Source organism: Ancylobacter polymorphus, assembly GCF_030813495.1.
Taxonomy (GTDB): domain Bacteria; phylum Pseudomonadota; class Alphaproteobacteria; order Rhizobiales; family Xanthobacteraceae; genus Ancylobacter; species Ancylobacter polymorphus.
The window spans coordinates 428452-453867 of record NZ_JAUSUI010000004.1; the positions used below are offsets into that span (position 1 = coordinate 428452).

23 protein-coding genes and 1 tRNA gene are annotated in these 25416 nt (G+C 66.8%); 10 read left to right on the forward strand and 14 right to left on the reverse strand.

Annotation, left to right across the window (positions count from 1 at the left end; translation table 11 throughout):
- The first annotated feature begins 244 nt into the window (after positions 1-244).
- The 3 genes from cckA to J2S75_RS11695 all read left to right on the forward strand — a co-directional run bounded on the left by cckA (position 245) and on the right by J2S75_RS11695 (position 6189).
- The gene (gene cckA, locus J2S75_RS11685; RefSeq protein WP_307020079.1) at positions 245-2770 is read left to right on the forward strand and encodes a cell cycle histidine kinase CckA; all 2526 of its coding nucleotides are present in this window, start codon (positions 245-247) and stop codon (positions 2768-2770) included.
- Between the two features lie 31 nt (positions 2771-2801).
- Positions 2802-4445, forward strand: a complete 1644-nt coding sequence (gene pgi / locus J2S75_RS11690) for a glucose-6-phosphate isomerase (protein ID WP_307020026.1) — start codon at positions 2802-2804, stop codon at positions 4443-4445.
- A gap of 115 nt (positions 4446-4560) precedes the next feature.
- Positions 4561-6189, forward strand: coding sequence for an alpha-D-glucose phosphate-specific phosphoglucomutase (locus tag J2S75_RS11695; protein ID WP_307020027.1), 1629 nt, complete (start codon positions 4561-4563; stop codon positions 6187-6189).
- Between the two features lie 11 nt (positions 6190-6200).
- Here the strand turns inward: J2S75_RS11695 and J2S75_RS11700 are convergent, their stop codons facing one another.
- From J2S75_RS11700 to J2S75_RS11730, 7 genes are all read right to left on the reverse strand, one after another.
- Positions 6201-6632: a MarR family winged helix-turn-helix transcriptional regulator gene (locus J2S75_RS11700; RefSeq protein ID WP_307020028.1), complete on the reverse strand. Its 432-nt coding sequence runs from the start codon at positions 6630-6632 to the stop codon at positions 6201-6203.
- A 357-nt stretch (positions 6633-6989) separates the two neighbouring features.
- Positions 6990-7478 carry a DNA starvation/stationary phase protection protein Dps gene (dps, locus tag J2S75_RS11705; protein ID WP_307020029.1) on the reverse strand — a complete coding sequence of 163 codons (489 nt, stop codon included), beginning with the start codon at positions 7476-7478 and terminating at the stop codon, positions 6990-6992.
- Between the two features lie 81 nt (positions 7479-7559).
- Positions 7560-8516 (reverse strand): agmatinase, encoded by a 957-nt coding sequence (gene speB / locus J2S75_RS11710; protein WP_307020030.1) that lies wholly within the window; start codon positions 8514-8516, stop codon positions 7560-7562.
- Positions 8516-9472, reverse strand: a complete 957-nt coding sequence (gene speB, locus J2S75_RS11715; RefSeq protein WP_307020031.1) for an agmatinase — start codon at positions 9470-9472, stop codon at positions 8516-8518. Before speB (J2S75_RS11715) ends, speB (J2S75_RS11710) begins: the two co-directional genes overlap by 1 nt.
- A gap of 30 nt (positions 9473-9502) precedes the next feature.
- On the reverse strand, positions 9503-10279 hold the full coding sequence (locus J2S75_RS11720) for a creatininase (RefSeq protein WP_307020032.1): 777 nt from the start codon (positions 10277-10279) through the stop codon (positions 9503-9505).
- 31 nt (positions 10280-10310) lie between these two features.
- Positions 10311-11051, reverse strand: coding sequence for an SDR family NAD(P)-dependent oxidoreductase (locus J2S75_RS11725; protein ID WP_307020033.1), 741 nt, complete (start codon positions 11049-11051; stop codon positions 10311-10313).
- A complete protein-coding gene (locus J2S75_RS11730; protein ID WP_307020034.1) occupies positions 11045-11803 on the reverse strand; it encodes an SDR family NAD(P)-dependent oxidoreductase in 759 nt (252 codons plus the stop codon). Before J2S75_RS11730 ends, J2S75_RS11725 begins: the two co-directional genes overlap by 7 nt.
- Positions 11804-11942: 139 nt before the next feature.
- On the opposite strand from J2S75_RS11730, the gene J2S75_RS11735 reads away from it, so the two are divergent.
- Positions 11943-12854, forward strand: a complete 912-nt coding sequence (locus J2S75_RS11735) for a LysR family transcriptional regulator (protein ID WP_307020035.1) — start codon at positions 11943-11945, stop codon at positions 12852-12854.
- On the opposite strand, the gene J2S75_RS11740 is transcribed toward J2S75_RS11735, so the two are convergent.
- From J2S75_RS11740 to J2S75_RS11760, 5 genes are all read right to left on the reverse strand, one after another.
- Positions 12851-13924: a serine/threonine protein kinase gene (locus tag J2S75_RS11740; RefSeq protein WP_307020036.1), complete on the reverse strand. Its 1074-nt coding sequence runs from the start codon at positions 13922-13924 to the stop codon at positions 12851-12853. The genes J2S75_RS11735 and J2S75_RS11740 overlap by 4 nt on opposite strands.
- A complete protein-coding gene (trmFO, locus tag J2S75_RS11745) occupies positions 13921-15354 on the reverse strand; it encodes a methylenetetrahydrofolate--tRNA-(uracil(54)-C(5))-methyltransferase (FADH(2)-oxidizing) TrmFO (RefSeq protein ID WP_307020037.1) in 1434 nt (477 codons plus the stop codon). The genes J2S75_RS11740 and trmFO overlap by 4 nt, the downstream gene beginning before the upstream one ends.
- 151 nt (positions 15355-15505) lie before the next feature.
- Complete coding sequence (locus J2S75_RS11750; protein ID WP_244376008.1) at positions 15506-15667, reverse strand: DUF1127 domain-containing protein; 162 nt, start codon at positions 15665-15667, stop codon at positions 15506-15508.
- 273 nt (positions 15668-15940) lie between these two features.
- Entirely contained in the window at positions 15941-17233 is a 1293-nt protein-coding gene (locus J2S75_RS11755; RefSeq protein ID WP_307020038.1) for an O-acetylhomoserine aminocarboxypropyltransferase, read from the reverse strand.
- A gap of 145 nt (positions 17234-17378) precedes the next feature.
- Positions 17379-17819, reverse strand: coding sequence for a CoA-binding protein (locus J2S75_RS11760; RefSeq protein ID WP_307020039.1), 441 nt, complete (start codon positions 17817-17819; stop codon positions 17379-17381).
- 267 nt (positions 17820-18086) lie between these two features.
- Here J2S75_RS11760 and rplM point away from each other — a divergent pair, with 267 nt between their 5' ends.
- Both rplM and rpsI read left to right on the forward strand, forming a co-directional pair.
- Positions 18087-18548: a 50S ribosomal protein L13 gene (gene rplM, locus J2S75_RS11765; protein ID WP_307020040.1), complete on the forward strand. Its 462-nt coding sequence runs from the start codon at positions 18087-18089 to the stop codon at positions 18546-18548.
- A 2-nt stretch (positions 18549-18550) separates the two neighbouring features.
- The gene (gene rpsI / locus J2S75_RS11770; protein ID WP_307020041.1) at positions 18551-19027 is read left to right on the forward strand and encodes a 30S ribosomal protein S9; all 477 of its coding nucleotides are present in this window, start codon (positions 18551-18553) and stop codon (positions 19025-19027) included.
- A 130-nt stretch (positions 19028-19157) separates the two neighbouring features.
- Here the strand turns inward: rpsI and glnA are convergent, their stop codons facing one another.
- Together glnA and J2S75_RS11780 are read right to left on the reverse strand one after the other, a co-directional pair.
- Complete coding sequence (gene glnA, locus J2S75_RS11775) at positions 19158-20567, reverse strand: type I glutamate--ammonia ligase (protein ID WP_307020042.1); 1410 nt, start codon at positions 20565-20567, stop codon at positions 19158-19160.
- A 132-nt stretch (positions 20568-20699) separates the two neighbouring features.
- A complete protein-coding gene (locus J2S75_RS11780; protein ID WP_018386933.1) occupies positions 20700-21038 on the reverse strand; it encodes a P-II family nitrogen regulator in 339 nt (112 codons plus the stop codon).
- A gap of 350 nt (positions 21039-21388) precedes the next feature.
- On the opposite strand from J2S75_RS11780, the gene J2S75_RS11785 reads away from it, so the two are divergent.
- The 4 genes from J2S75_RS11785 (at position 21389) to clpP (ending at position 25377) form a co-directional block, all read left to right on the forward strand.
- On the forward strand, positions 21389-22876 hold the full coding sequence (locus J2S75_RS11785) for an NAD(P)H-hydrate dehydratase (RefSeq protein ID WP_307020043.1): 1488 nt from the start codon (positions 21389-21391) through the stop codon (positions 22874-22876).
- Between the two features lie 145 nt (positions 22877-23021).
- A tRNA-Leu gene (locus J2S75_RS11790) sits at positions 23022-23106 on the forward strand.
- A gap of 130 nt (positions 23107-23236) precedes the next feature.
- Complete coding sequence (gene tig / locus J2S75_RS11795; RefSeq protein ID WP_307020044.1) at positions 23237-24592, forward strand: trigger factor; 1356 nt, start codon at positions 23237-23239, stop codon at positions 24590-24592.
- A gap of 152 nt (positions 24593-24744) precedes the next feature.
- A complete protein-coding gene (gene clpP / locus J2S75_RS11800) occupies positions 24745-25377 on the forward strand; it encodes an ATP-dependent Clp endopeptidase proteolytic subunit ClpP (RefSeq protein ID WP_307020045.1) in 633 nt (210 codons plus the stop codon).
- Positions 25378-25416 lie beyond the last annotated feature (39 nt).

Below are 25416 nucleotides of genomic sequence, written 5' to 3' on the forward strand. Positions count from 1 at the left end.
GCAGGGCGGGCCTGCGCTGGCGTCGCACAGGCCGATCACATACGTCCTTTGTGTCGCGTCAGGGCTCTCCCGGCAAGTCCCGGCCTCAATTCCGCCGTTCCGCACACGGCTTAGATCGCTGCGTGCGGCGGATAAGCCCAATCGGCCCTTGCTCCGGGGGAGCGGGTCGGGCACCAAGAAGGACAGGTTGAATCGCCTCGCTGCGCGGCGTCGGCGGCGGCAGCGGAAGGCTCCTGGCTTGAACATGGCGGACGGCGGACGCGACGATCCCACCCTGGACCGGACCGAGATCGGCGGCAGCATCCGGCTGGTGCTGCTGGTCGCGCTCGCGCTGGTCGGCGCGGTGGTGTCGCTGCTGCTTTTGGGGCGCGACCGGGCCGATCCGTGGATCATCGGGCTGCTCACCGTCCTTGCGGTCGTCGGCGTTTTCGCCCTGTTCGCCTATGCGGCGGGCCTGCTGCGCTTCGGCGCGCCGGACCTGCGCGACGAACTGGCGCGGCGAATCGTCGACAGCGGCCCCGAGGGCGTCAGCATCGTCGATACGCTCGGGCGCGTGCTCTATGCCAATCCGCGCTATTGCGAGATCACGGGCGCGGCCTCCCTACAGGAGGCGCGGCCGGTCGAGCGGCTGTTCACCAGCGACCCCGATGTCTCGGAGGCGGTCTACCGCCTCGCCCAAAGCGTGCGCGAGGGTCGCGCCTCCGCCGAGGAGGTGCGTCATGCGGTTCCCGGTCAGCCGGTGCGCTGGCTCCGCCTCGGCGCCCGCCCGGCGGCGGCGGGGAAGGGCGTGCGCTGTACCGTGTGGACGGTGAGCGACCTGACCCGCGAACGGGAGCGGCAGGAGAGCGCCTTTCTCGAACTGCAGCACGCCATCGATTATCTCGACCACGCCCCCGCCGGCTTCTTCTCGGCGGCGGGTGGAGCCATTCACTACATCAATGCCACGCTGGTTGACTGGCTCGGCTACGATCTCGCCGAATTCGGCCCCGGCGGGCTCACGGTCGGCGACATCGTGCCGGGGCCGGCGGCGGCGCTGCTCACCGGTATGGCGCCGCTTCCGGGCGGTGTGCGCACCGAGGTGCTGGATCTCGACCTGCGGCGCAAAAATGGTCAGCCACTTCCGGTCCGCCTCTGGCACCGCGTCGCCTATGCCTCCGATGGCACGCCGGGCGCCTCGCGCACGCTGGTGGTCAACCGCTCGCGCGAGGACAATGCCGCCGATCCCGCCCGCGCGGCCGAGGTGCGGTTCGCCCGGTTCTTCCACAATTCGCCCATCGCTATTGCCGAGGTCGACGCCGAGGGCCGCGTCGTCCGTGCCAATGCGATGTTCGCCCGACTGTTCGGCGGCCGCGAGGATGAGCGGCGGCACATTGTCGATTTCGTGCCCGAGCCGGCACGCGCGCCCCTGCGGGGGGCGTTGACGGCGGCGGTGCAGGGGCAGGCGCCGTCAACACCGCTCGACATCGTGCTGGAGCGCGAAGGTGGCCGGTCGGCGCGCTTCTATTTCGCTTCGGTGGAGGATGGCGGCGCCGCGCGCGAGGCGGCGATCGTCTATGTCATCGAGACCACCGAACAGCGGGCGCTGGAAGCCCAGTTCGCCCAGTCGCAGAAAATGCAGGCGGTCGGCCAGCTTGCCGGCGGCGTGGCGCATGACTTCAACAACGTGCTGACCGCCATCATCGGCTATTCGGACCTGCTGCTGGCCAATGCGCGCCCCACCGATCCGTCCTTCCAGGACGTGATGCAGATCAAGCAGAACGCCAACCGCGCGGCGGGGCTGGTGCGCCAGCTTCTTGCCTTCTCGCGCCGCCAGACGCTGCGCCCGCAGGTGCTGCGGCTCGGCGACGTGATGAGCGACCTCACCATGCTGCTGCGCCGCCTGCTCGGCGAGACGATCAAGCTGGAGGTGAAGGAAGGGCGAGACTTGTGGCCGGTGAAGGCCGACCTCAACCAGTTCGAGCAGGTCATCGTCAATCTCGCCGTCAACGCCCGCGACGCCATGCCGGCCGGCGGCACGCTCGCCATCCGTACCGCGAATGTCAGCGCCGCGCAGGCCGCTTCCTATGCCGAGGCCGGCCTGCCGGAGGCCGACCATGTGCTGGTGGAGGTGGCCGACACCGGCACCGGTATTCCGCCTGACATTCTCGACAAGATCTTCGAGCCCTTCTTCTCCACCAAGGAAGTCGGCAAGGGCACGGGCCTGGGACTCTCCACCGTCTATGGCATCGTCAAGCAGACGGGCGGCACGCTGCAGGTGGAGAGCGAAGTCGGGCGCGGCTCGGTGTTCCGTGTCTTCCTGCCGCGCCATGTTCCCGATGCCGCCGAATTGGCGCCCCGCGCGCCCGAGCCCGACGCCCCGGCGAAGGCCGCCGACCTCACGGGACGCGGCACGCTGCTATTGGTGGAAGATGAGGAGGCGGTGCGTGCCTTCGCCGCCCGTGCGCTGGCCTCGCGCGGCTATCACGTGCTGGAGGCCGGTTCCGGTGTCGAGGCGCTGGAAGTCATGGCGCAGCATCCCGGCGAGGTCGAACTGATCCTTTCCGACGTGGTGATGCCGGAAATGGACGGGCCGACGCTGTTGAAGGAGTTGCGCCCCAGCCATCCCGACATCAAGGTGATATTTATGTCGGGTTATGCCGAGGAGGCCTTCGCCAAGAATCTGCCGGAGGGCGCGGATTTCGGCTTTCTACCGAAGCCGTTCACCCTCAAGCAGCTGATCGAGGCGGTGAAGGCGAGCATGGGCCGGAGCGAGCCGGGCCGTATCGAGTAATGTCCCGCAAGGGGACCGTCTGGAGGATGAGATGAGCGCAGCGACCGAGGACGTCTTCAAGGCTCTGGCCGCCGACCATGCTTCCCGCGCCGAGCAAAAGGTGGCGGACCTCTTCGCCGCCGATGCCGACCGCTTCGCGCGCTTCTCTGCCTCTTTCGAGGACATGCTGCTCGATTTCTCCAAGTGCTCGCTGACCACGGACACGCTCGGCCTGCTCATCGAGCTCGTGCGTGCCGCTGGCGTCGAGGCGAAGCGCGAGGCGATGTTCTCTGGCGTGCATATCAATCTTACCGAGGACCGTGCGGTGCTGCACACCGCGCTGCGTGACCCCGGCGAGACGCCGCTGGTCGTCGACGCGCAGGATGTGCGCGCCGATGTCGCCTCGGTCCTCGCCGCCATGGCGAGCTTTGCCGAGGGCATCCGCTCCGGCGCCCTCAAAGGCTGGACTGGCAAGCCGATCACCGACGTGGTCAATATCGGCATTGGCGGCTCGGACCTCGGGCCAGTCATGGCGACCATTGCGCTGACGCCCTATCATGACGGCCCGCGCGCGCATTACGTCTCCAATGTCGACGGCGCCCATCTCTATGACACGGTGAAGGGGCTCGATCCGGCGTCCACCCTGTTCATCGTCGCCTCCAAGACCTTCACCACCCAGGAGACGATGGCGAACGCCGCCAGCGCCCGCCACTGGATCGTCGAGGCGCTGGGCGAGGCGGCGGTGGCGAACCATTTCGCCGCCGTGTCCACCGCGCTCGACAAGGTCGCCGCCTTCGGCATCGCGCCGGACCGGGTGTTCGGCTTCTGGGACTGGGTCGGCGGCCGGTATTCGGTGTGGTCGGCCATCGGCCTGCCGGTCATGATCGCCGTGGGCGAAGCGAATTTCCGTCGCTTCCTCGCCGGCGGCCATGCGATGGACACGCATTTCCGCACCGCGCCGCTGGAGAAAAACCTCCCGGTCCTGCTCGCCCTTGTCGGACTGTGGCACCGCGATGTGTGCGGCTACGCCACCCGCGCGGTCATTCCCTACGACCAGCATCTGGCGCGTCTGCCGGCCTATCTCCAGCAGCTCGACATGGAGAGCAACGGCAAGCATGTGACGCTCGACGGCAAGACCGTTGCGCATGACACCGGCCCGGTGGTGTGGGGCGAGCCGGGGACCAATGGCCAGCACGCTTTCTTCCAGCTGATCCACCAGGGCACCAGCCCGATCCCGGTCGAGTTTCTGATCGCCGCCAAGGGCCATGCGGAAGAAACCGAGCCAGGGCTGAAGCGCCAGCACGCCATGCTCGTCGCCAACTGCCTCGCCCAGTCCGAGGCGCTGATGCGCGGGCGCACGCTGCAAGAGGCGAAGGCGCAGCTTCTCGCCGCGGGCCGTGACGAGGCGACCGCCGACAAGATCGCGCCCCACCGCGTGTTCACCGGCAGCCGGCCCTCCGTGACCATCGCCTATGAAACGCTCGATCCCTACACGCTCGGGCGCCTCATCGCGCTCTATGAGCACCGGGTCTTCGTCGAGGGTGCGGTGTGGAACATCAACAGCTTCGACCAGTGGGGTGTCGAACTCGGCAAGGAACTCGCCAGCACCTTGCTGCCCGCCGTGGAAAGTGGCGTGGCGCCGGACAGCGTCTCGACCTCGGCGGCCGGGCTGCTGCGCCATCTCGTCGGCAAGTGACGGTCCACCCTGGCCCGGCTCCCTTTATCGGGAACCGGGCTTCTTCCCAAACGTCTAATGATCCCGGCACGGCTGCGGCTGTCGGGGATGGGTTGAGCAAAGTCCGGGAGCGAGCATGATCCGCGTCGTCGCCACTACGCCGTATGATGGCCAGAAGCCGGGCACGTCGGGCCTGCGCAAAAAGGTGCCGGTGTTCCAGCAGCCGCACTATATCGAGAACTTCGTGCAGGCGCTGTTCGACAGCCTCGATGCCTTCGAGGGCGAGACGCTGGTGATCGGCGGCGACGGACGCTACTACAACCGCGAAGCGATCCAGACCGTGCTCAAGATGGCGGCGGCGGCCGGGTTCGGCCGGGTGCTGGTGGGCAAAGGCGGCATTCTCTCCACTCCTGCCGCCTCCTGCGTCATCCGCAAGCACGAGGCGTTTGGCGGCATCATCCTTTCCGCCAGCCACAATCCCGGCGGGCCGGAGGGCGACTTCGGCATCAAGTACAATATCGGCAATGGCGGCCCGGCGCCGGAGCATGTGACCGACGCGATCTTCGAGCGGAGCAAGACGATCCGCGAGTACCGGATTCTCGATGGCGAGGATGTCGACCTCGACGCGCTCGGCATCACGCGCCTCGGCGACATGGTGGTCGATGTCATCGATCCCGTCGAGGATTACGCGGAGCTGATGGGCGAGCTGTTCGACTTCGACGCGATCCGCGACCTGTTCGCCTCCGGCTTCTCCATGCGCTTCGACGCGATGAGTGCGGTAACGGGTCCTTACGCCACCGCGATTCTGGAGGAGACGCTGGGCGCGCGCCCGGGCACCGTGATGCATGGCACGCCCCTGCCGGATTTCGGCGGCCATCACCCCGACCCGAACCTGGTTCATGCCAAGGAACTCTGCGACCTCGTCATGTCGGAGGAGGGGCCGGAGTTCGGTGCGGCTTCCGATGGCGATGGCGACCGCAACATGATCATCGGCCGGGGACGGTTCGTCACGCCCTCGGATTCGCTCGCCATCATCGCCGCCAATGCGCATCTCGCGCCGGGCTACAAGGCCGGCATCACCGGCATCGCTCGCTCCATGCCGACCAGCGGCGCGGCTGACCGTGTGGCCGACAAGCTCGGCATCACGTGCTACGAGACGCCAACGGGCTGGAAGTTCTTCGGCAATCTGCTCGATGCCGGGCTCGCCACCGTGTGCGGGGAGGAGAGCTTCGGCACGGGCTCGAACCATGTGCGCGAGAAGGACGGTCTTTGGGCCGTGCTTATGTGGCTCAACATCCTCGCCACACGCCGCCAGAGCGTCGCGGAAATCGTCGCCGATCACTGGCAGACCTATGGCCGCAACTACTACACCCGGCACGATTACGAGGAAGTCGACAGCGCCGCCGCCGATGCGCTGATGGCCGATCTGCGGGCGCGGCTGGAGACTCTGCCGGGCACCGTCATCAACGGGCTCACCGTGGAGCGCGCCGACGATTTTGCCTATCGCGATCCGGTGGATGGTTCGGTGACCACGAAGCAGGGCATTCGCGTGTTCTTCGAGGACGGCTCGCGGATCGTCTACCGCCTCTCCGGCACAGGGACTGCCGGCGCGACGCTGCGCATCTATCTCGAGCGTTTCGAGCCCGACGCCGCCCGTCACGATCTCGATACGCAGGACGCGCTTGCCGGCCTGGTGCAGATTGCCCGCGATCTGCCGGATATTGAGGGGCGCACTGGTCGCAGCGCGCCGACCGTCATTACCTGACGGGTGCTCGGCTAGCGCAGGGCGCCCGTCCAGTGCAGTTCCAGCCGCCGGAGGACACCGTAGGCGATGGCGAGCTCGTCACTCTCGTCGTCCTGCGCGGATTGTGAGCCGGTGGGCCGACCGTCATGTGTGGCGCGAATGGCGTCACACAGGCGCTGCGCCTTTGCCGTCAGCCGCAGCCGCGCCGAACGGCGGTCGCGCTGCGAGGCGGCGCGATGCACGTATTCCGCATCAACCAGTTGCTTGAGATTGTAAGACGCGTTCGAGCCCAGATAGTGCCCGCGCTCCAGCAGGTCGCGGACGGACAGTTCGTCATTGCCGATATAGAACAGCAGCATCACCTGCGACGGGCTGATGTCGTCCACGCCAAGGCGGGTGAGCTCGGCGCGCAGCACATCGAGGAAGCGGCGATGGGCCCGCTCGATCAGCCGCCCGATGTCCAAGGGGGTGACCGATGCGGATCCTGCGGGCCCATCCAATGAGGCGACCGCCGGAAAGCCCGCCTCCGGGGCGTCGGAGCCTTCGGCCGTTTCCGCTGCCTGGGCAGCTTTCCGTGCAGTTGACCTCATAGCTGTGTCCCCATCCCCGTAATCGATGACTGATGTCGTGACCGTCCCCGAACGGTCACGCAGCAGACGCCGATGATGTGGCCAGCAGATTATTGAGAAAATGCGGCGGTCGCCAACGGATTTATGAGAGGGATGCCCCGGTCCACGGAAAACCGTCGCTGTACAGAAACGGCATTGCATAGTGTTCCGGGGGAGATGGCCTCGTCCCCATGAGGACCGGGAATCGTAACCTCAGCGCGGGGTTTCGAGATGCGATTCGAGAAACCAAAGCGCTTTATCGAGGGAGCGCGAGGCGGCGGTGAAGATGTCGGCAGTGGTCGGGTCGCCGGCGTCATCGGACTCATTGATCGCCTTGCGCACATTGTTCGCCACCGTGCCGAAACGCTCGGCCAGAGCCGTCAGATGCTCGGGAATGGCATAGATGTCGGTCGGGTAGGCAATCAGCGGAGTGCCGTCCGCGACGGTTTGCGTGGTTCCCAGCGCCGTGCCGCCAAGCTGCACCACGCGTTCGGCCATGGTGTCGTTGTGGTCGTCCAGCTCGGTGCGGAAGCCGTCGAGCATCTCGTGGACCGCGATGAACTGCGGGCCCTTCAGGTTCCAGTGCGCCTGCTTGACCGCCAGCGCCAGGTCGATGCCGGCAGCGAGATTGGCGTTGAGCAGGTCGATGGCGACCTTCTTGGCATTGGACGGAACGTCATTCGCGGTCTTGTGGTCGGACATGGGAAAACCTCTTCCTGGGACGGCCCGGCAGCGGCACTGCCGGGCGCCAACAGGGAGTAGATTGGCCGCGCCGAACGGTATTCAAGAGCCCCTGTTGTGAAGAATCCGGCCGATGAAGTTGAGAAGCAACTGGGCGGCGAGGATGGAGGTGACGCCACCGGGGTCATACTCCCGCGCCACCTCGACGAGGTCGACACCCGCGACGGTGCCGCGTTTGGTCAGTCCGTCCAGCAGTTCCAGCACTTCGTAATAGGTGAAGCCACCATGGCTCGGCGTGCCGGTGCCGGGCGCGATGGAGGGGTCGAAGCCGTCAATGTCGATGGTGACGTAATAGCGCTTGCCAGCGGGAATGCGCGCCAGCACCGCTTCCGTGCCGAGCTTGCGGATCTGGCGCACGGACAGGATGTCCGAGCCCATGGCGCGCGCGGCCTCATAGCCCTCACGCGCGGTGGAGGAGACGTTGCGGATGCCAAGCTGGGTGAGGCCGGTGACATAGGGCTTTTCCGCTGCCCGGCGCAGCGGGTTGCCATGGCCGCGCCGCACGCCGTGGCGCTCGTCGACGAAGTCGAGATGAGCGTCGAACTGGACGATGTGGATCGGCTCCTGCTCCGAGAAAGCTTCGATGCAGGGAATGTTGATCGAATGATCGCCACCGAGCACGACCGGGAGAGCGCCGGCGGCGAGAATCTTGCGCACGGCCAGCTCGATATTGGCGTGGCTGCCCTCGGTGTCGGTGTGGATCATGTCGGCGTCGCCGATATCGACGATGCGGGTGGTCTCCGCCGCGAGATAGGTGACGTCATCCTCGTGATCGTAAGCACCTGCGTGGCCGAAGGAAAACAGTGTCGATGCCTCGCGGATGGCGCGTGGGCCCGAGCGGGCGCCCGAGCGCCATTGCGTGCCGAGGTCGAACGGGGCGCCGACGATGGCGACATCGGCGTCGATCTTGTCCCAGTCAAGCTGCAGCGGGTATTTGCCGAAGGTGCAGATGCCGACGAAGGGAAGATCGAGCCGGCCGCCCTCATAACCGTGAGCCATCAGCGCGCGCCCTTCTTTTCGACCACGCCGGCGAGGACGCAGAGCAGTTCGAACAGGATGGTGGCGCCGGTGAGGGCAGTGAGACCGGAGGGATCGAAGGGCGGCGCCACCTCGACGAGATCGGCGCCGATGATGTCCAGCCCGTCGAGCAGGCGCACCATCTGCTGCGCTTCGCGGGTGGAGAAGCCGCCGATTTCCGGCGTGCCGGTGCCCGGTGCCTGCGACGGGTCGATGCCGTCAATATCGAAGGTCACGTAGGTCGGCGCGTCGCCGACAATGGCGCGTGCTTCCGCCATCACATCGGCGACGCCACGCTCCATGAACTCCTCGATGAAGATGATGCGCACGCCCATTTCACGGGCGTAGTCATAATTGCCGGCGTCGGAGATGGCCCCGCGCAGGCCGATCTGCACGAAGCGCTTGGGGTCGACGAGGCCTTCCTCGATGGCGCGGCGGAACGGCGTGCCGTGGGTGTATTTCGAGCCGTTGAAAAAGGTGTCGTAAGTGTCGGAATGGGCGTCGAACTGGATGAGCCCGACCGGGCTGTCCTTGGCCAGACCGCGCAGGATCGGCAGGCTGATGAGATGGTCGCCACCGGCGGTCAGCGGCAGCGCGCCCACTTCCCGCACGCCCTCATAATGGGCGGTGATGATGTCGAGCGAGCGCATCAGGTCGAAGGGATCGATGATGACATCGCCGCAATCGGCAACGCGGGCGCGGTCATAGGGCGACAGCCCGGTGACATGGTGGACGCGGCGCATCAGGCTCGACTGGTTGCGCAATTCGCGCGGGCCGTGGCGGGTGCCGGCGCGGTTGGTGGTACCGAGGTCGAACGGCACCCCGATGATGGCGATGTCGACCTGCGAGGGTTCGGCCACCGGCAGGCGCATGAAGGTGGGAAGCCCGGCGAAGCGGGGAACGGTGCCGGAATCGAGGGGTTCGAAAGCGTTGGTCACGGTGGCGGAACCTGATGCGTTCGTTCGGGCCTAGAGCCCGAACTCCTTGCGGACGGCGGCGGCGATGTGGGTGACGTAATCGGCCATCAGCGCCTCGCCCTTGTCCACGGTCGAGCCGGTGGCCACCGCCAGCACGCCGGAGGGCGGCAGGCCGAAATCGTCCGGAACGGGGAAGCGGTCATAGGGCGGGAAGGTCGCCGGGCCGTCGGACGGTGCCTTGTCCATCTCCACGAGGTCGGGCCGCAGCACCAGCATCAGCGAGGTTTCCATCAGGCTGGCATGTTCCAGCTCGATGCCGGGGAAGCCGGCGGGAAAGATGCTTTCCAGCGTCGCGCGCTGGGCGAAGTCCCAATATTCCAGCCGCATCACGGTGAGATCGGTGATGCCGTCGCGGGCGATCTCACGCCGGGCGAGGTCGAGGCCCTCCACCGAGGGCCAGAGATTTTCGTAATGGCCGTTGACCACCACCAGCCGGCGCACGCCCTGGCGGACAAGGTTGCGGATCACGTCCCGCACGACCAGCGCGAAGGTGTGGGCATCGACGCTGAGCGTGCCGGGGAACTGCTCGCCGCCGCCGGAGCGGGGCATCGACTTGCAGCCATAGGGGACGGTCGGGGCGACAAGGCCGCCGACCTCGCGGGCGATGCGCTCGCATACGCCGGTGGGCAGCACGACATCGACATTGAGCGGGAGATGCGGGCCGTGCTGCTCGGTGGAGCCGAGCGGCAGGAACACCGGCGCGCCGGCGGCCATCTTCGCCGCGAATTCCGGCCAGCTGAGTTCGTCGAGACGTACGCTGTCGACCATGCGGTCCCCCTGAGTGTGATGGCGTGCCCGCTCAGTGCATCGCCGCGCCGCCATCGACGCTGATGCACTGGCCGGTGATGAAGGTGGTGGTGCGGCTCGCCAGGAAGAGAACGGCCTGCGCGACCTCTTCCGGCCGGCCGACGCGGCCGGACGGGTTGCCAGTTTCCAGCCGCTTCAGTTCCTCGCTGAGATTGGCGAAGCCGAGCAGCGGCGTGTCGACAGGCCCGGGCGCGATGGCGTTGACGAGAATGTCCGGCCCGAGTTCCCGCGCCCAGGAGCGGGTGAGGGTGAGTACCGCGCCCTTGGTGCCGGCATAGCCGGAGAAGCCGGCGCGGCCGAGATAGGCGAGTTCCGACGCGATGTTGATGATGCGCCCGCGCACCGGCCCCTCGCCGCTGAAGCGGGACAGCGCCTCGCGCGCCATCAATATGGGGCCGCGCATGTTTACCGCTGCCATGCGCTCGAAGGCGGCGATGTCGAAATGCGCCAGAGGCGTCTCAACGCATATGCCGGCGCAGTTGACGATGACGTCGAGGCCGCGCATTTCCCGGACCGCCGCCTCCATGCCGCCGATGACCGAAGCTTCGTCGGCCACATTGACGAGGATGGTCGGCCAGTGCGTCTCGTCCGGCGGAGGGTGCAGGTCGAAGCCTATGACCTTTGCCCCGGCGGCGCTGAGCGCATCGGCACAGGCGCGGCCGATGCCACTCGCCGCGCCTGTGATGATGACCCGCACATCCCGGTGCGGCTGCTGCTTGTGAGGGGCTACCATGGAAATTCTCCTCGATCGACGCCCAGACTCTGGCCGGTAATGTTGGCCGCCAGGTCCGAGGCGAGGAAGAGATATGTACCCGCCACATCTTCCGGGTCCATGAAGCCCGGCAAAATCTGCGCGGCGACGATTTCCTCCAGCAGCATTTCGGGTGCGAGGCCGGTGCGCGCGGCCATGGCGTGGAGCGAGCGCAGCGAGGCTTCCGTGCGCACCCAGCCGGGGCAGACGGCATTGACGGTAATGCCGCGCGGCCCGAGTTCCTTGGCCCAGGTCTTGGTGAGACCGATCACCGCGTGCTTGGACGCGACATAGGCCCCGAACAGCGATTCGGCGCCGCGCGACCAGATGGAGGCGGTGTTGATGATGCGCCCGCCATGGGCGAGGCGGGGCAGCAAAGCGCGGGTGACGAGAAACGTGCCGACGACGTTGATTTCCACCACACGGCGGAACACCGCTTCGTTGTCGGTGCTCATATCGTCCAGCGGGGTGACCCGCTCCAGCCCGGCATTGTTCACCAGCACGTCGAGATGGGGGATCGCTTCCGCCACCGCTGCCATCTGTTCCGCCGAGGCGATGTCGGCGCGGTGGCCGCGCGCGCCGAGCCGTTCGGCGGCCTCATGGATCGCCTCGTCATCGGCCAGCATATGCAGTTCCGCTCCCGCTGCAGCGAACGCGCGGGCGATGCCGAGGCCGATGCCGCGGCTGGCACCGGTGACCAGCACGCTGCGGCCGGAAATGCCGTCGAGGCTCATGGGCGGGACCGGGTGAGGCGAGGGAAGACGGGCACGGTGGGCTCCCTTTGGCCCCGCCATGCTGGCGCATCTTCACATCAAGAGAAATCGGAATTAATGGAAAGATACATCGGCAAAGCTCGATGTAAGTGGAGAGCGGATGCGCCGTCTCGACAATATCGACCTGCGGCTGCTGCGCGTCTTCGTCACGCTGGCGGAGGAGGGCGGCTTTCAGGATGCGCAGATCGCGCTCAACCTGTCGCAGTCCACGCTCTCCACCCATCTCGCGGCACTGGAGCGCAAGCTGGGTGGGCAGCTCTGCGAGCGCGGGCGTGCCGGCTTCCGGCTGACGCCGTTGGGCGAATCGACCCTCTCCGCCGCCAAGCGGCTGTTCGAGGACATCGACGCCTTTCACGGCCGCATCGGCCAGGACCAGCGCCGGCTAGTGGGGCGGCTGCGGATCGGCATCGTCGATGGCGTGGTGACCAACCCGCAGCTCGGGTTGCAGACGGCTTTGTCGCGCTACATGGCCTATGCGTCGGAGGTGTTCGTCGATCTCGAACTCGGCACGCCGCTGGTGCTGGAGCGGGCGCTGATGGACGGGGCGCGCGACCTCGTGGTCGGACCCTTCTCGCAGAAGGTGCCGGGCCTCACCTATGTGCCGCTCCATCGCGAGGCGCAGGCGCTCTATTGCGGGCGCGGCCATGGGCTGTTCGCGGTGGCCGGCAGCGATATCACCCATGCCCGCATCGAGGAGGCGCTGTTCTCGGTGCGGCGCTATCGTCACCTCGACGACCTCTATCGGGTCAACCATCCGCGCGCGAGCGGCGCCATCGTGCAGATGGAGGCGCAGGTGATGATGATCCTCTCCGGCCGCTTCATCGGCTATCTCCCGCGCCATATCGGCGAGGACTGGGTGGCGCGGGGAGAGATGCGCGTGCTGCGGCCCGAGGCCTATGGCTTCGAGACCACCCATTTCGCCGCCACGCGGCGGCTCAAGGGCGAGCAGCCGCTGGTCGATGCCTTCGTGCGCGAATTGAAGGCGCAGGCGGGCGGCGGCGCAGCCGGCTAGATACCGCCGCGCACGCGGTCGCTGAGGTTGCGGCGCTCGCGGACGATGACGGCCAGCGCCTCATCCTCCTTCGGCCCGCGCGGCAGCTGGGAGAGCTGATCGAGCTGGTTGAGCGCGACGAGGCGCAGCAGGTCGTCGCGGACCATACCGGAGGCGTCGCGGGGGAGGGCCGGCACGAGCTGGAAATGCTCGGGCGGCAGCAGGTCGGGCAGGCGGGCGGCGAGATGCGTGCGCAGCCCCTCCTCGGTCACGCCCTCCGCCTCGACGAAGGCGTAAAGGCCGAAGGAATGGCCGGCGGTGGGAAAGTCGCAGATATGCACCTGGCGCACGCCCGCGACCTCGCCCAGCGCGTTCGCGATGCGCGGGCCCTGCTCCATGGCGCGCGGGCCGCGCCCTTCGGTGTCGTGATAGTTCAGCAGGCGGCGGGTGACGAAATTGTAGATTTTCTTGCCGGTCTTCATCCACACGCGGGTGAACAGGCTCTTGCGGGCGAGGATTTTCTTCTCGCGCGCGGTCAGCGCCTCCGGGCAGTAGCTGCGTTTCTGCTTGAGGAAGTGGCGGATATCCTCATAGGCGGCGACGCGGAACGCCTTGCTGCGCCGGGAGAACACCATGGCGAGCTGGAAATCCATCAGCACCGCGCGCCCGTCGGCGGCGTAGAGCCAGTTCTGCGGCTTGGCCAGGTCGTTATGGGCGATGTTGCGCCGGTGTACCTCGCGCAGGCCCTTGCGGGCGGAGGCGAAGAAGGCGCGGTCGCCGCGCGGCCGGGCGATCTGCAACGGGATGCCGTCGACGAAACCGCGGACCAGATAACCCTCTTCCAGCGCATAGACCGGCACGGTGTGGCCGCTGCCTTCGGCACGCATCAGCGCGCGTGCCTCGCGGGCGGCAAAGTGGCGGGCGAGCGGTTTCACCCACCATTTCACCTCGGCGTAATTGCGCCGCACCGCCGGGTAGACCGTGCCGGCGGCATCGCGCCAGAAGCCACGCTCGATGGTGGAGAAGGTGTCGCGCTTGAGCACGGTGTCGAGCTCGAACACGCCGCCCTTGGCGGGGACCGTGAGGCTCACGCGGCGGCCTCGTTCGGCTCATCCGCGTGGGCCTTGGCCCAGGCGTCCATATCGGCGAGGGCGCGGGCGGCGAGCACCTGCTTCTTGGCCACCGTCTTCTGCGTGCCGCGCAGGCGGTTGCCCTCGGCGTCGCGGGTCGGGTTGGCGTCGAGCGGCGGGAACAGGCCGAAATTGACGTTCATCGGCTGGAAGGAACGGGGGCCCGCTTCCAAGCTCTCGATATGGCCGCCGGTGATGTGGTTGAGGAGGGCGCCATGGGCTGTGGTCGGCGGCGGCAAGACGGGGGCCTGCCCGCGCTGCTCGGCGCTGGCGAACAGGCCGGCCATCAGCCCCATGGCGGCACTTTCCACATAGCCCTCGCAGCCGGTGATCTGGCCGGCGAAGCGCAGGCGCGGCTCGGCCTTCAGCCGCAGCGTGGCGTCGAGGACGCGCGGCGAATTGAGATAGGTGTTGCGGTGAAGCCCGCCGAGCCGGGCGAACTCCGCCTTCTCCAGCCCCGGAATCATGCGGAACAGACGGGTCTGCTCGCCGTGGCGGGTCTTGGTCTGGAAGCCGACCATATTATAGAGCGTGCCCAGCGCGTTATCCTGCCGCAGCTGAACCACCGCATAGGGCTTCACCGTCGGATTGTGTGCGTTGGTCAGCCCCATCGGCTTCATCGGGCCGTGGCGCAGCGTTTCCGGCCCGCGTGCGGCCATCACCTCGATCGGCAGGCAGCCATCGAAATAGGGTGTGTTGGCCTCGAACTCGCGGAAGGGCACGGTGTCGGAGGCGACCAGAGCGGCGACGAAGGCCTCATACTGCTCCTTGTCCATGGGGCAGTTGATGTAGTCGGCGCCGCTGCCGCCGGGGCCTGCCTTGTCGTAGCGCGACTGGAACCAGCAGACGCTCATGTCTATGGAATCAAAGTGAATTATCGGCGCGATCGCGTCGAAGAAGGCGAGCGCCTGCTCGTCGGCGCGGGCGCGGATGGCGTCGGCGAGGGCCGGTGAGGTGAGGGGGCCCGTGGCGATGATGACGCTGTCCCACGCCTCCGGCGGCAGGCCGGCAACCTCGCCGCGCTCCACCGTGATCAGCGGATGGGCGGCAATGGCGGCGGTGACGGCCTCGGCAAAGCCCTCGCGATCCACCGCCAGCGCGCCACCGGCGGGGATCTGGTGACGATCGGCGCAGCCCATGATGAGCGAGCTGAGGCGGCGCATCTCGGCATGCAGCACGCCGACGGCATTGTTGGAAGAATCGTCTGATCTGAAGGAGTTAGAGCAGACGAGCTCGGCCAGGCTGTCGGTCTTGTGGGCATCCGTCCCGCGCGTCGGGCGCATTTCGTGCAGCACCACCGGGCTGCCGCGACGGGCGAGCTGCCAGGCGGCTTCGCAGCCGGCGAGGCCGCCGCCGACAATGTGAACCGGGCGCTTTTCGGTGATGCTCATATCCTGCCGCTGCTCAACACATCCGCGCGCGGCTTAGCACGGAACGGGGGCAAAAAAGAACGGCCCCGGAAAATTCCGGGGCCGTACGATCAGTGCAGTGAGGTGGACGATGTGTCCAGTTCAGACGTCCGCGTCCGGCCTCAAGGCCGCATCACGCCGCAGCGGCGGCGCGACGGGCAACGCTGGTGATTTCGCCACGCGACACGTTGATGTCGGCGAGGGTGCGGTCGTCGAGCTGGGAGAGCTCAACGAGAGTGCGGCGATACGCCTGGTAGCGGCGGATCTGCTTGGCAACGAGGCCCCAAAGCAGCATGTCAGTCTCCATCGGTTGTAGTTACCGGATCGCGGCCTCCGGGCATCCCCGGCAGCTGCACGTCCGTTAATCATTCCGATGCCTAGATATTCGACATCCTGCTTGTTTGGTAGGAAATATACCGCATCCCAGCCCTGCGGGGCGCGCATGCCACGCTCACAATTCATTCACGATCCGCAAGGTTGGCGAAACCTTGGTGTGAATCAGGCGCCCGTGGGCGCCTGATCGAGATCGGCCGGTGCACGCCCGCGGGCGCCCGTTCGCCAGCGGCCCTCAGGCGTTTGCCAGCGCCTGTTCGAGATCGGCAATGATGTCCGCCGCGTCCTCGATGCCAACCGAGAGGCGCACCACATCCGGGCCCGCACCGGCCAGCGTCTTCTGCTCGTCGGCGAGCTGGCGGTGGGTGGTGGAGGCGGGGTGGATGATGAGCGAGCGGGTGTCGCCGATATTGGCGAGGTGCGAGAACAGCTTCACCCCGGACACCAGCGCCACGCCGGCCTCGAAGCCGCCCTTGAGGCCGAAGGTGAACACCGCGCCGGCGCCCTTGGGCGTGTATTGCTGGGCGAGGTTGTAATAGCGGTCGCCCGGCAGGCCGGGATAGCTGACCCACGACACTTTCGGGTGGTCGGCGAGGAATTTCGCCACCGCCAGCGCATTGTCGCAATGGCGCTGGATGCGCAGCGGCAGGGTTTCGATGCCGGTGAGCAGCAGGAAGGCGTTGAACGGCGACAGCGCCGGGCCGAGATCGCGCAGGCCGAGCACGCGGGCGGCGATGGCGAAGGCGAAATTGCCGAAGGTCTCGCCGATGACGACGCCCTCATATTCCGGGCGCGGCTGGGAGAGGAAGGGATAGCGCCCTTCGCGCAGCCAGTCGAAGGAGCCGCCATCGACGATGACGCCGCCGATGGAATTGCCGTGGCCGCCGAGGAATTTGGTGGCGGAATGGATGATGATGTCGGCGCCGTGTTCGAACGGACGGATGAGGTAGGGCGTCGCCAGCGTGTTGTCGACGATCAACGGCACGCCGGCGCGCTTGGCGATCTTCGATATGGCGGCGATGTCGGTGACGATGCCGCCGGGATTGGCGATGGACTCGATGAAGATCGCCTTGGTGCGCGGCGAGATGGCGCGCTCGAAGGAGGCGACATCGTCCGAATCCGCCCAGACCACGTTCCAGCCGAAGCTCTTGAAGGCGTGGTTGAACTGGTTGATCGAGCCGCCATAGAGCTTGCGCGCGGCGATGAACTCGTCGCCGGGGGTCAGCAGCGTCTGGAAGGTGAGCAACTGCGCGGCATGGCCGGAGGCGACCGCCAGCGCGGCGGTGCCGCCTTCCAGCGCCGCGACGCGCTCTTCCAGCACCGCATTGGTGGGGTTGCCGATGCGCGTATAGATGTTGCCAAACGCCTTCAGCCCGAACAGCGAGGCGGCGTGGTCGACATCGTCGAACACGAAGGAGGTGGTCTGGTAGATCGGCGTCGCGCGCGCCTTGGTGGTCGGGTCGGGCGCGGCGCCGGCATGCACGGCGAGGGTGGCGAAGCCCGGAGCGGGGGTGGTGGCGTCGGTCATTGGCGTTCTCCTGTCGACGGCTCAGCGGCCGCGCGAGCGGTGCGCGGCGGCGGGCGTCTTGGGAGGCAGTGTCGCGCCTTGGCTAAAAAACGCAACGGGTCTGGAGAAAGAATTAATCAGCGAGTTATTGCTGTTGATATCGACTTTAGCCGAGGCGAGGGAGCCGCAGCCGGGGAATCTCGATGGCGGGGCAGCGGTCCTGAATGACGGCGATGCCCTGCGCCTCGGCGGTGGCGGCGGCGGCATCGTCGCGCACGCCGAGCTGGCTCCAGATGAGCTTCGGGCGGGGCGCAAGGGCGAGCGATTCCGCCACCACGGCGGCGAGATATTCCGGCGCGCGGAACACGTCCACCATGTCGATCGGCTCGGGCACATCGGCGAGGCGGGCATAGGTGGGCAGCCCGGCGATGTTGCGCCCGGCCTGGCCGGGATTGATGGCGAACACGGTGTAGCCGTGCAGGGCGAGAAAGCGGGCGACCCCATGGCTCGGGCGGGCCGGATTCGGGCTGGCGCCGACCACGGCGATGGTCCGCACGCGGCCGAGCCAGCCGGCGATGAAGGCGTCGTCATAGGAATCGTGGTTCACGGGGGCTCCTCGGCGGGCGGCGGTGGTGAAGCCGGCCATATGGTGCGCCGGTGCCGGTCCGGCGAGGGGGTGCACATGGCCGCGAGCGGCGGGCGGGGAAGCGGATTTCAAGGGGTTACGACGTGGTATTAAAATACCTAAATCGTAACTCATTGATTTGTAAGCTATATATCCGATAAGGCGGGATTGACGTTGCATGGGCACTCGTCTAGAACCCCGCCACGAGAGAGGTGCGGGTACTCCGCGCCCTTGCATATGGATTTTCCCATGAAGACGTTTTCGGCAAAACCCGCCGATATCCAGAAGAAGTGGGTGGTGATCGACGCCACCGGCCTCGTGGTCGGTCGTCTCGCCACCATCATCGCCACCCGCCTGAAGGGCAAGCACAAGGCGATCTACACCCCCCACGTCGATTGCGGTGACAACATCGTCGTCATCAACGCCGACAAGGTGGTGCTGACCGGCCGCAAGCGCGACGACAAGGTGTATTACCACCACACCGGTTTCCCCGGCGGCATCAAGGAGCGGACCGCGAAGTTCATCCTCGAAGGCCGGTTCCCGGAGCGGGTCGTCGAGAAGGCGGTGGAGCGCATGCTGGCGCGCGGCCCGCTCGGCCGCAAGCTGATGGGCAATCTGCGTGTCTACAAGGGCGCCACTCATCCGCATGAGGCCCAGCAGCCGGAGACGCTCGACGTCGCCGCGCTCAACCGCAAGAACGTGGGTATCTGATCATGGCTGAGCTCATCCAGTCGCTCGACGGGCTCGAAGCCCTGAAGTCCCAGGCCAATGAGGCCCCCAAGCATGTCCAGAAGCTGGACAAGCAGGGCCGCGCCTACGCCACCGGCAAGCGCAAGAACGCGGTCGCCCGCGTGTGGGTGCGTCCCGGCACCGGCAAGATCCTGGTCAATGAGCGCGACGTCGAGGTGTATTTCGCCCGTCCGGTGCTGCGCCTCATCATCCAGCAGCCCTTCGCCACCGCCGCCCGCACCGGCCAGTATGACGTGGTCTGCACCGTTTCCGGCGGCGGCCTCTCCGGCCAGGCCGGCGCGCTGCGCCACGGCATCTCCCGCGCGCTCACCTATTATGAGCCCGAACTGCGCGGCCCGCTGAAGAAGGGTGGCTTCCTGACCCGCGACTCGCGCGTGGTCGAACGCAAGAAGTACGGCAAGGCCAAGGCCCGCCGCAGCTTCCAGTTCTCCAAGCGCTGATCGGCGCTTCGGCTTCCAATGCGAAAGGGCGGGTCCTGCGACCCGCCCTTTTTGTTTGCCTGGTGGACATGCCGGCACGAAAAAGGGGCGCCTCGCGGCGCCCCTTTCCGTTGGTCGACCGGCGTGCCGATCAGACCGAATAGTACATCTCGAACTCGACCGGGTGCGGGGTCATTTCGAACCGCATCACCTCGACCATCTTCAGCTCGATATAGGCGTTGATGAAGTCGTCGCCGAACACGTCGCCCTTCTTGAGGAACTCGCGGTCCTTGTCGAGCGAGGCCAGCGCCTCACGCAGCGAGCCGCAGACGGTCGGGATCTTCTTCAGCTCCTTGGGCGGCAGATCATAGAGGTCCTTGTCCATGGCCGGACCCGGATCGATCTTGTTGAGGATGCCGTCGAGGCCGGCCATGACAAGCGCGGCGAAGGCGAGATAGGGGTTCGCGCCGGGGTCCGGGAAGCGGGTCTCGACGCGCTTGGCCTTGGCCGAGGTGGTGTAGGGGATGCGGCAGGAGGCCGAGCGGTTGCGCGCGGAATAGGCGAGCAGCACGGGCGCCTCATAGCCCGGAACCAGCCGCTTGTAGGAGTTGGTCAGCGGGTTGGTGAAGGCGTTCAGCGCCTTGGCGTGCTTGATGATGCCGCCAATGTACCACAGGCATTCCTGGCTGAGGTCGGCATATTTGTTGCCGGCAAACATCGGCTTGCCGTCCTTCCAGATCGACTGGTGCACATGCATGCCCGAGCCGTTGTCGCCGAAGATCGGCTTCGGCATGAAGGTGGCCGTCTTGCCATAGACATTGGCGACCTGATGGATGCAGTACTTGTAGACCTGCAGCTGGTCAGCCATCGTCACCAGCGTGTCGAACTTCAGACCCAGCTCATGCTGGGCGGAAGCGACCTCGTGATGGTGCTTCTCGACCTTGGCGCCCATGCGGGCCATGGCCGCGAGCATCTCGCCGCGCAGGTCCTGGCAGCTGTCGACCGGCGGCACCGGGAAATAGCCGCCCTTGGTGCGCACGCGGTGGCCGAGATTGCCGCCTTCATATTCGGTGCCGCCATTGGTCGGCAGTTCCACCGAATCGAGCTTGAAGCCGGTGTTGTACGGGTCGGCAGTGAAGCGCACGTCGTCGAAGATGAAGAACTCGGCCTCGGGGCCGATATAGATGGTGTCGCCGATGCCGGTGGACTTGAGATAGGCCTCGGCCTTCTTGGCGATGCCGCGCGGGTCGCGCGAATAGGGCTCGCCGGTGGTCGGCTCCAGCACGTCGCAGACCACGACGAGCGTGGTCTCGGCGAAGAACGGGTCGATGCTGACGGAGTCGAGATCGGGCTGCAGGTGCATGTCCGATTCGTTGATGGCCTTCCAGCCCGCAATGGAGGAACCGTCGAATGCCTGACCTTCGGCGAAGAAATCTTCGTCGACCATCGAGATATCGAAGGTCACATGCTGCCACTTGCCGCGGGGATCGGTGAAGCGCAGGTCGACGTATTTCACGTCGTTGTCCTTTATCAGCTTCATTACATCCTTGGCCGTCGTCATATTGTTCGTACCTCTTCTGATACTGCCGTCTTTTTCAGGGCAGATGGATCCCAAGCGGATGGTCAACGACGATACGCGCCGCATCCGTGGGGATGCGGCGCGCTCATATGCGCCACCATACTACGCTGGCTGTCAGATGGCGTCGACGCCCGACTCGCCGGTACGAATGCGGATGGCTTCTTCGATGTTGGAAACGAAGATCTTGCCATCGCCGATGCGGCCGGTCTGGGCGGCGCGGCGGATGGCGTCGATTGCCGTTTCCACCGTCTCGTCGGCGACCACGATCTCGATTTTCACCTTGGGGAGGAAATCGACGACGTATTCGGCGCCCCGATAGAGTTCCGTGTGTCCCTTCTGCCGGCCGAAGCCCTTGGCTTCCGTGACGGTGATGCCCTGCAGGCCGATTTCCTGCAGCGCCTCCTTCACCTCGTCGAGCTTGAAGGGCTTAATGATGGCCTCAATCTTCTTCATCTGACCTCGTCTCCCTGACTCGTCGATCCGCGACGCCCGGCCGAGTCGGGTCGCGAAGAAGCAGAACCCATGCCAAGCACCCTAGTGTCGCCGGAAACCGTTAATAGCGCATCATCGCATGCCGCTACCGGACGGGCCAAACAGCTTCGATTTCCGGGAATGATGAAGTTGTGAGCGATGTGCCAACAAAATAGGCAAAAGCGATGACGAGGGCAGCCGAGGGTGTGCGTTAAAGCTAGGCATTTGCCGCCGATTGTTGCGACGGCAGCGAAGTCGCGCGGCGGACGCGGTTTCCGCTAAGCTAAAGCCGACGCGGCCGCCAGCGCCGAACCGTGCAGGATCAAGGACCGATGGAACTTCTCACCCCCGCCGAAATGGCCCGCGCCGATGCCTTCACCATCGCCGCCGGCGTTCCCGGTGCGGTGCTCATGGAACGGGCGGGACACGCTGTCGCAGCCTGCGCCGCGCGGGTGACGGCGGCGGGCGGGCGGGTGCGGGTGCTGTGCGGGCCGGGCAATAATGGCGGGGATGGATTCGTCGCCGCCCGGCTCTTGGCGGCGGCCGGCTACCGGGTGCGTCTTGCTTTGCTGGGCGAGCGGGAGGCTCTGCGCGGCGATGCCGCGCTCATGGCGGCGCGCTGGGAGGGACCGGTCGAGCCGGCGGAGACGGCGGACCTCGCCGGCGCCGATCTCGTCATCGATGCGCTGTTCGGCGCCGGTCTGGCGCGCGATCTCGACGGCGCGGCGCGGGCGCTGGTGGAGCGGGTGAATGCCGCCGGCCTGCCCGTGCTGGCGGTGGACCTGCCCTCCGGCATTGACGGCGCGACCGGCGCGGTGCGCGGGGCGGCGATCACGGCGCGCTGGAGCGTCACCTTCTTCCGCGCCAAGCCCGGCCATGTGCTGCTGCCGGGGCGTCTGCGTGCTGGCGAACTGAGCGTCGCGGATATCGGCATCCTTCCCGCCGCACTGGAGGCCATCGCTCCCCGCGCCTTCGCCAATGTGCCGGAGCTGTGGGCGTCGCATTTCCCGGTGCCGGCGCCGGAGGGGCATAAATATTCGCGCGGCCATCTCGTGGCCGTTTCCGGCCCGGCACAGGCGACGGGCGCGACGCGGCTTTCCGCCCGGGCGGCGCTGCGGGCCGGGGCCGGGCTGGTGACGGTGGCGTGCCCGGCCGAGGCATTGCCGATCCACGCGGCGAATCTCTCCGCCATCATGGTGCGGCCGGTGGAGGATGCGGCCGGGTTGGCGCATCTGCTGGCCGACCCCCGCCTGACGACGCTGGTGCTCGGCCCCGGCCTTGGCGTCGGCGAGGCGGCCCGCGCCAAGCTCGGCGTGTGCGGTGACCGGCGGCTCGTCATCGACGCCGATCTCCTGACCTCGTTCAAGGGCGAGGCGGACGCGCTGGCGAAGGCGCTGGCAGGCGTGCCGGCGGCGGTGGCGACCCCGCATGACGGTGAGTTCGCGCGGATTTTCGAGCGTTGCCCGCAGGTGCTGGAGGCGCCCTCGCGGCTGGAGCGGGCGCGTGCCGGCGCCGCGCATCTTGGAGCGACGCTGCTGCTGAAGGGGCCGGACACGGTGGTGGCGGGCCCGGACGGGCGCGCCAGCATCGCCGCCAATGCGCCGCCCTGGCTCGCGACGGCCGGGGCGGGGGATGTGCTGGCGGGAATCGTCGGCGGGCTGCTGGCGCAGGGCATGCCGCCCTTCGAGGCGGCGAGCGCTAGCGTGTGGCTGCATGGCGAGGCCGCGCGCGAGGCCGGGCCGGGGTTGGTGGCGGACGATCTGATCGAGGCGCTGCGCCCGGTCTATCGCCGCCTCTTCGCCCGGCTGGGAGCTGTGTAGCGGCGGGCGGGCGCGCGCATTTTGCACTGGCGCAGCGTCATGACCGTGTTATAAGCCCGCACCCGGCTGGCGGCGCCTTCTCGGGTGCGCGCCCATGTGCCCATGCGCGTCCTCGCGGACGACGTGGCGGGCGACAGGCGCAACCGCGGGCGTGGCGGAACTGGTAGACGCGCTGGATTTAGGTTCCAGTGGCGAGAGTCGTGGGGGTTCGAGTCCCTCCGCCCGCACCAGTGCCTTACCCTTGTCCGGTGCCGCCTTCCGACCCATTTGCACCGAGCGCGGCCGTCGGCGATCACGCGGCCACGCACACCGACATTCGAGAGCCCGCGCACGCGGCAAACTAGACGAAGGCCGATTAAAATGCAGGTCACCGAACTCCTCGCCGAAGGTCTGAAGCGCGAATATCGCGTGGTGCTGCCGGCCTCCGAACTTGACGCCAAGGCCAATGCGCGCCTCAGCGAACTCAAGGACAAGGTCCGCCTCAACGGCTTCCGCCCCGGCAAGGTGCCGGTCGCGCATCTCAAGCGCATGTATGGCAAGTCCGTGCTCGCCGAGGTCATCGACCAGGCGGTGAACGAGGCCAACACCAAGATCATCGAGGATAACGGCTTCAAGCTGGCCATGCAGCCGAAGGTCGAGCTGCCGCAGGACCAGGAGCAGGTGAACGAGGTCATCGAGGGCAAGGCCGACCTGTCCTTCACCGTGAACCTCGAAGTGCTGCCGGCGATCACGCTCGGCGACTTCAAGAGCATCAGCCTCGACAAGCCGGTGCTCGCCGTCTCCGACGAGGAGGTCGAGGAGACCGTCAAGCGCATCGCTGACGCCAACCGCCCCTATGCCGCCAAGCCGGAAGGCACGGCCGAGAACGGCGACCGCGTCACCATCTCCTTCGTCGGCTCGATCGACGGCGAGAAGTTCGAAGGCGGTGCGGGCGAGGACGTGCCGCTGGTGCTCGGCTCCAACAGCTTCATCCCCGGCTTCGAGGAGCAGCTGGTCGGCATCAAGGAAGACGAGACCCGCACCGTCACCGTCACCTTCCCCGAGGCCTATCAGGCCGCCCATCTCGCCGGCAAGGAAGCCGCGTTCGAGGTGACGGCGAAGATGATCGAAGCCCCGACCGAGATGGAAATCGGCGACGAGTTCGCCAAGACGCTGGGCATGGACAGCCTCGCCGCGCTCAAGGAGCAGGTGAAGAGCCGCATCGCCCAGGAGCACAACGCGCAGAGCCGCAACAAGGCCAAGCGCCGCCTCCTCGACGCGCTGGACGGCCTGCACCAGTTCGACGTGCCGCCGACCCTGGCGGAACAGGAATTCGAGGGCATCTGGGGTTCGGTCACGTCCGAGATGGAAGCCCAGAAGAAGACCTTCGCCGATGAGGGCACCACCGAGGAGGCCGCCCGCGAGGATTACCGCAAGATCGCCGAGCGCCGCGTGCGCCTCGGCCTGGTCCTTGCGGAAATCGGCGAGAAGAACAACATCCAGGTCACCGACGACGAAGTGACCCGCGCCGTCGTCGAGCGCGCCCGGCAGTTCCCGGGGCAGGAGCAGCAGGTGTGGGAGTTCTACCGCAAGAACGCCCAGGCGCTGGCCAGCCTGCGCGCGCCCATCTTCGAGGAGAAGGTCGTCGACTACCTGCTCGAACTCGCGACCGTCAACGAGGTCCCCGTCACCCGCGAGGAACTCTATGCCGAGGACGAGGACGACAAGGCGGCCTGATGTCGGCGGAACTCGCGGAGTCGTGCGCGTTGCGCGGCTCCGCCTCCCGCCGCTGCCGCACCGGCGGGCTGGTAGGGACGCGCTTTCCCTTTATTGTGGGGTAGGTGGATTCGCGGGCGGCGCAGGCGCGCCGTGCCGCCGAGGATCGAAATATGCGTGACCCTGTTGATACCTATATGAGTTATCTCGTCCCGATGGTGGTCGAACAGACCAATCGGGGCGAGCGTTCCTACGACATTTATTCCCGGCTCCTGAAGGAGCGCATCATTTTCCTGACCGGCCCGGTCGAGGACAGCATGGCCACCCTCATGGTCGCCCAGCTGCTGTTCCTTGAGGCGGAAAATCCGAAGAAGGAAATCTCGATGTACATCAACTCGCCGGGCGGGGTGGTGACATCGGGGCTGGCGATCTACGACACGATGCAGTTCATCAAGCCGGCCGTGTCGACGCTGTGCATCGGCCAGGCGGCCTCGATGGGCTCGCTGCTGCTGACCGCCGGTGAGAAGGACATGCGCTTCGCCCTGCCGAACGCGCGAATCATGGTGCACCAGCCCTCCGGCGGCTTCCAGGGCCAGGTGACCGACATCATGCTCCACGCCAAGGAGATCATGAGCCTCAAGCAGCGGCTCAATGAGATCTACGTGAAGCACACGGGCCAGGACATCAAGTCGGTTGAGGACGCGCTGGAGCGCGACAACTTCATGACCGCCGAGGTGGCCAAGTCCTTCGGGCTTATCGACAAAGTGATCGACAAGCGCCCGGATGAGGCCCCGGTGAAGCCCTGACGGGCCTTCGCGCCGTGTTTCCGAATGCGGCGCGACTTC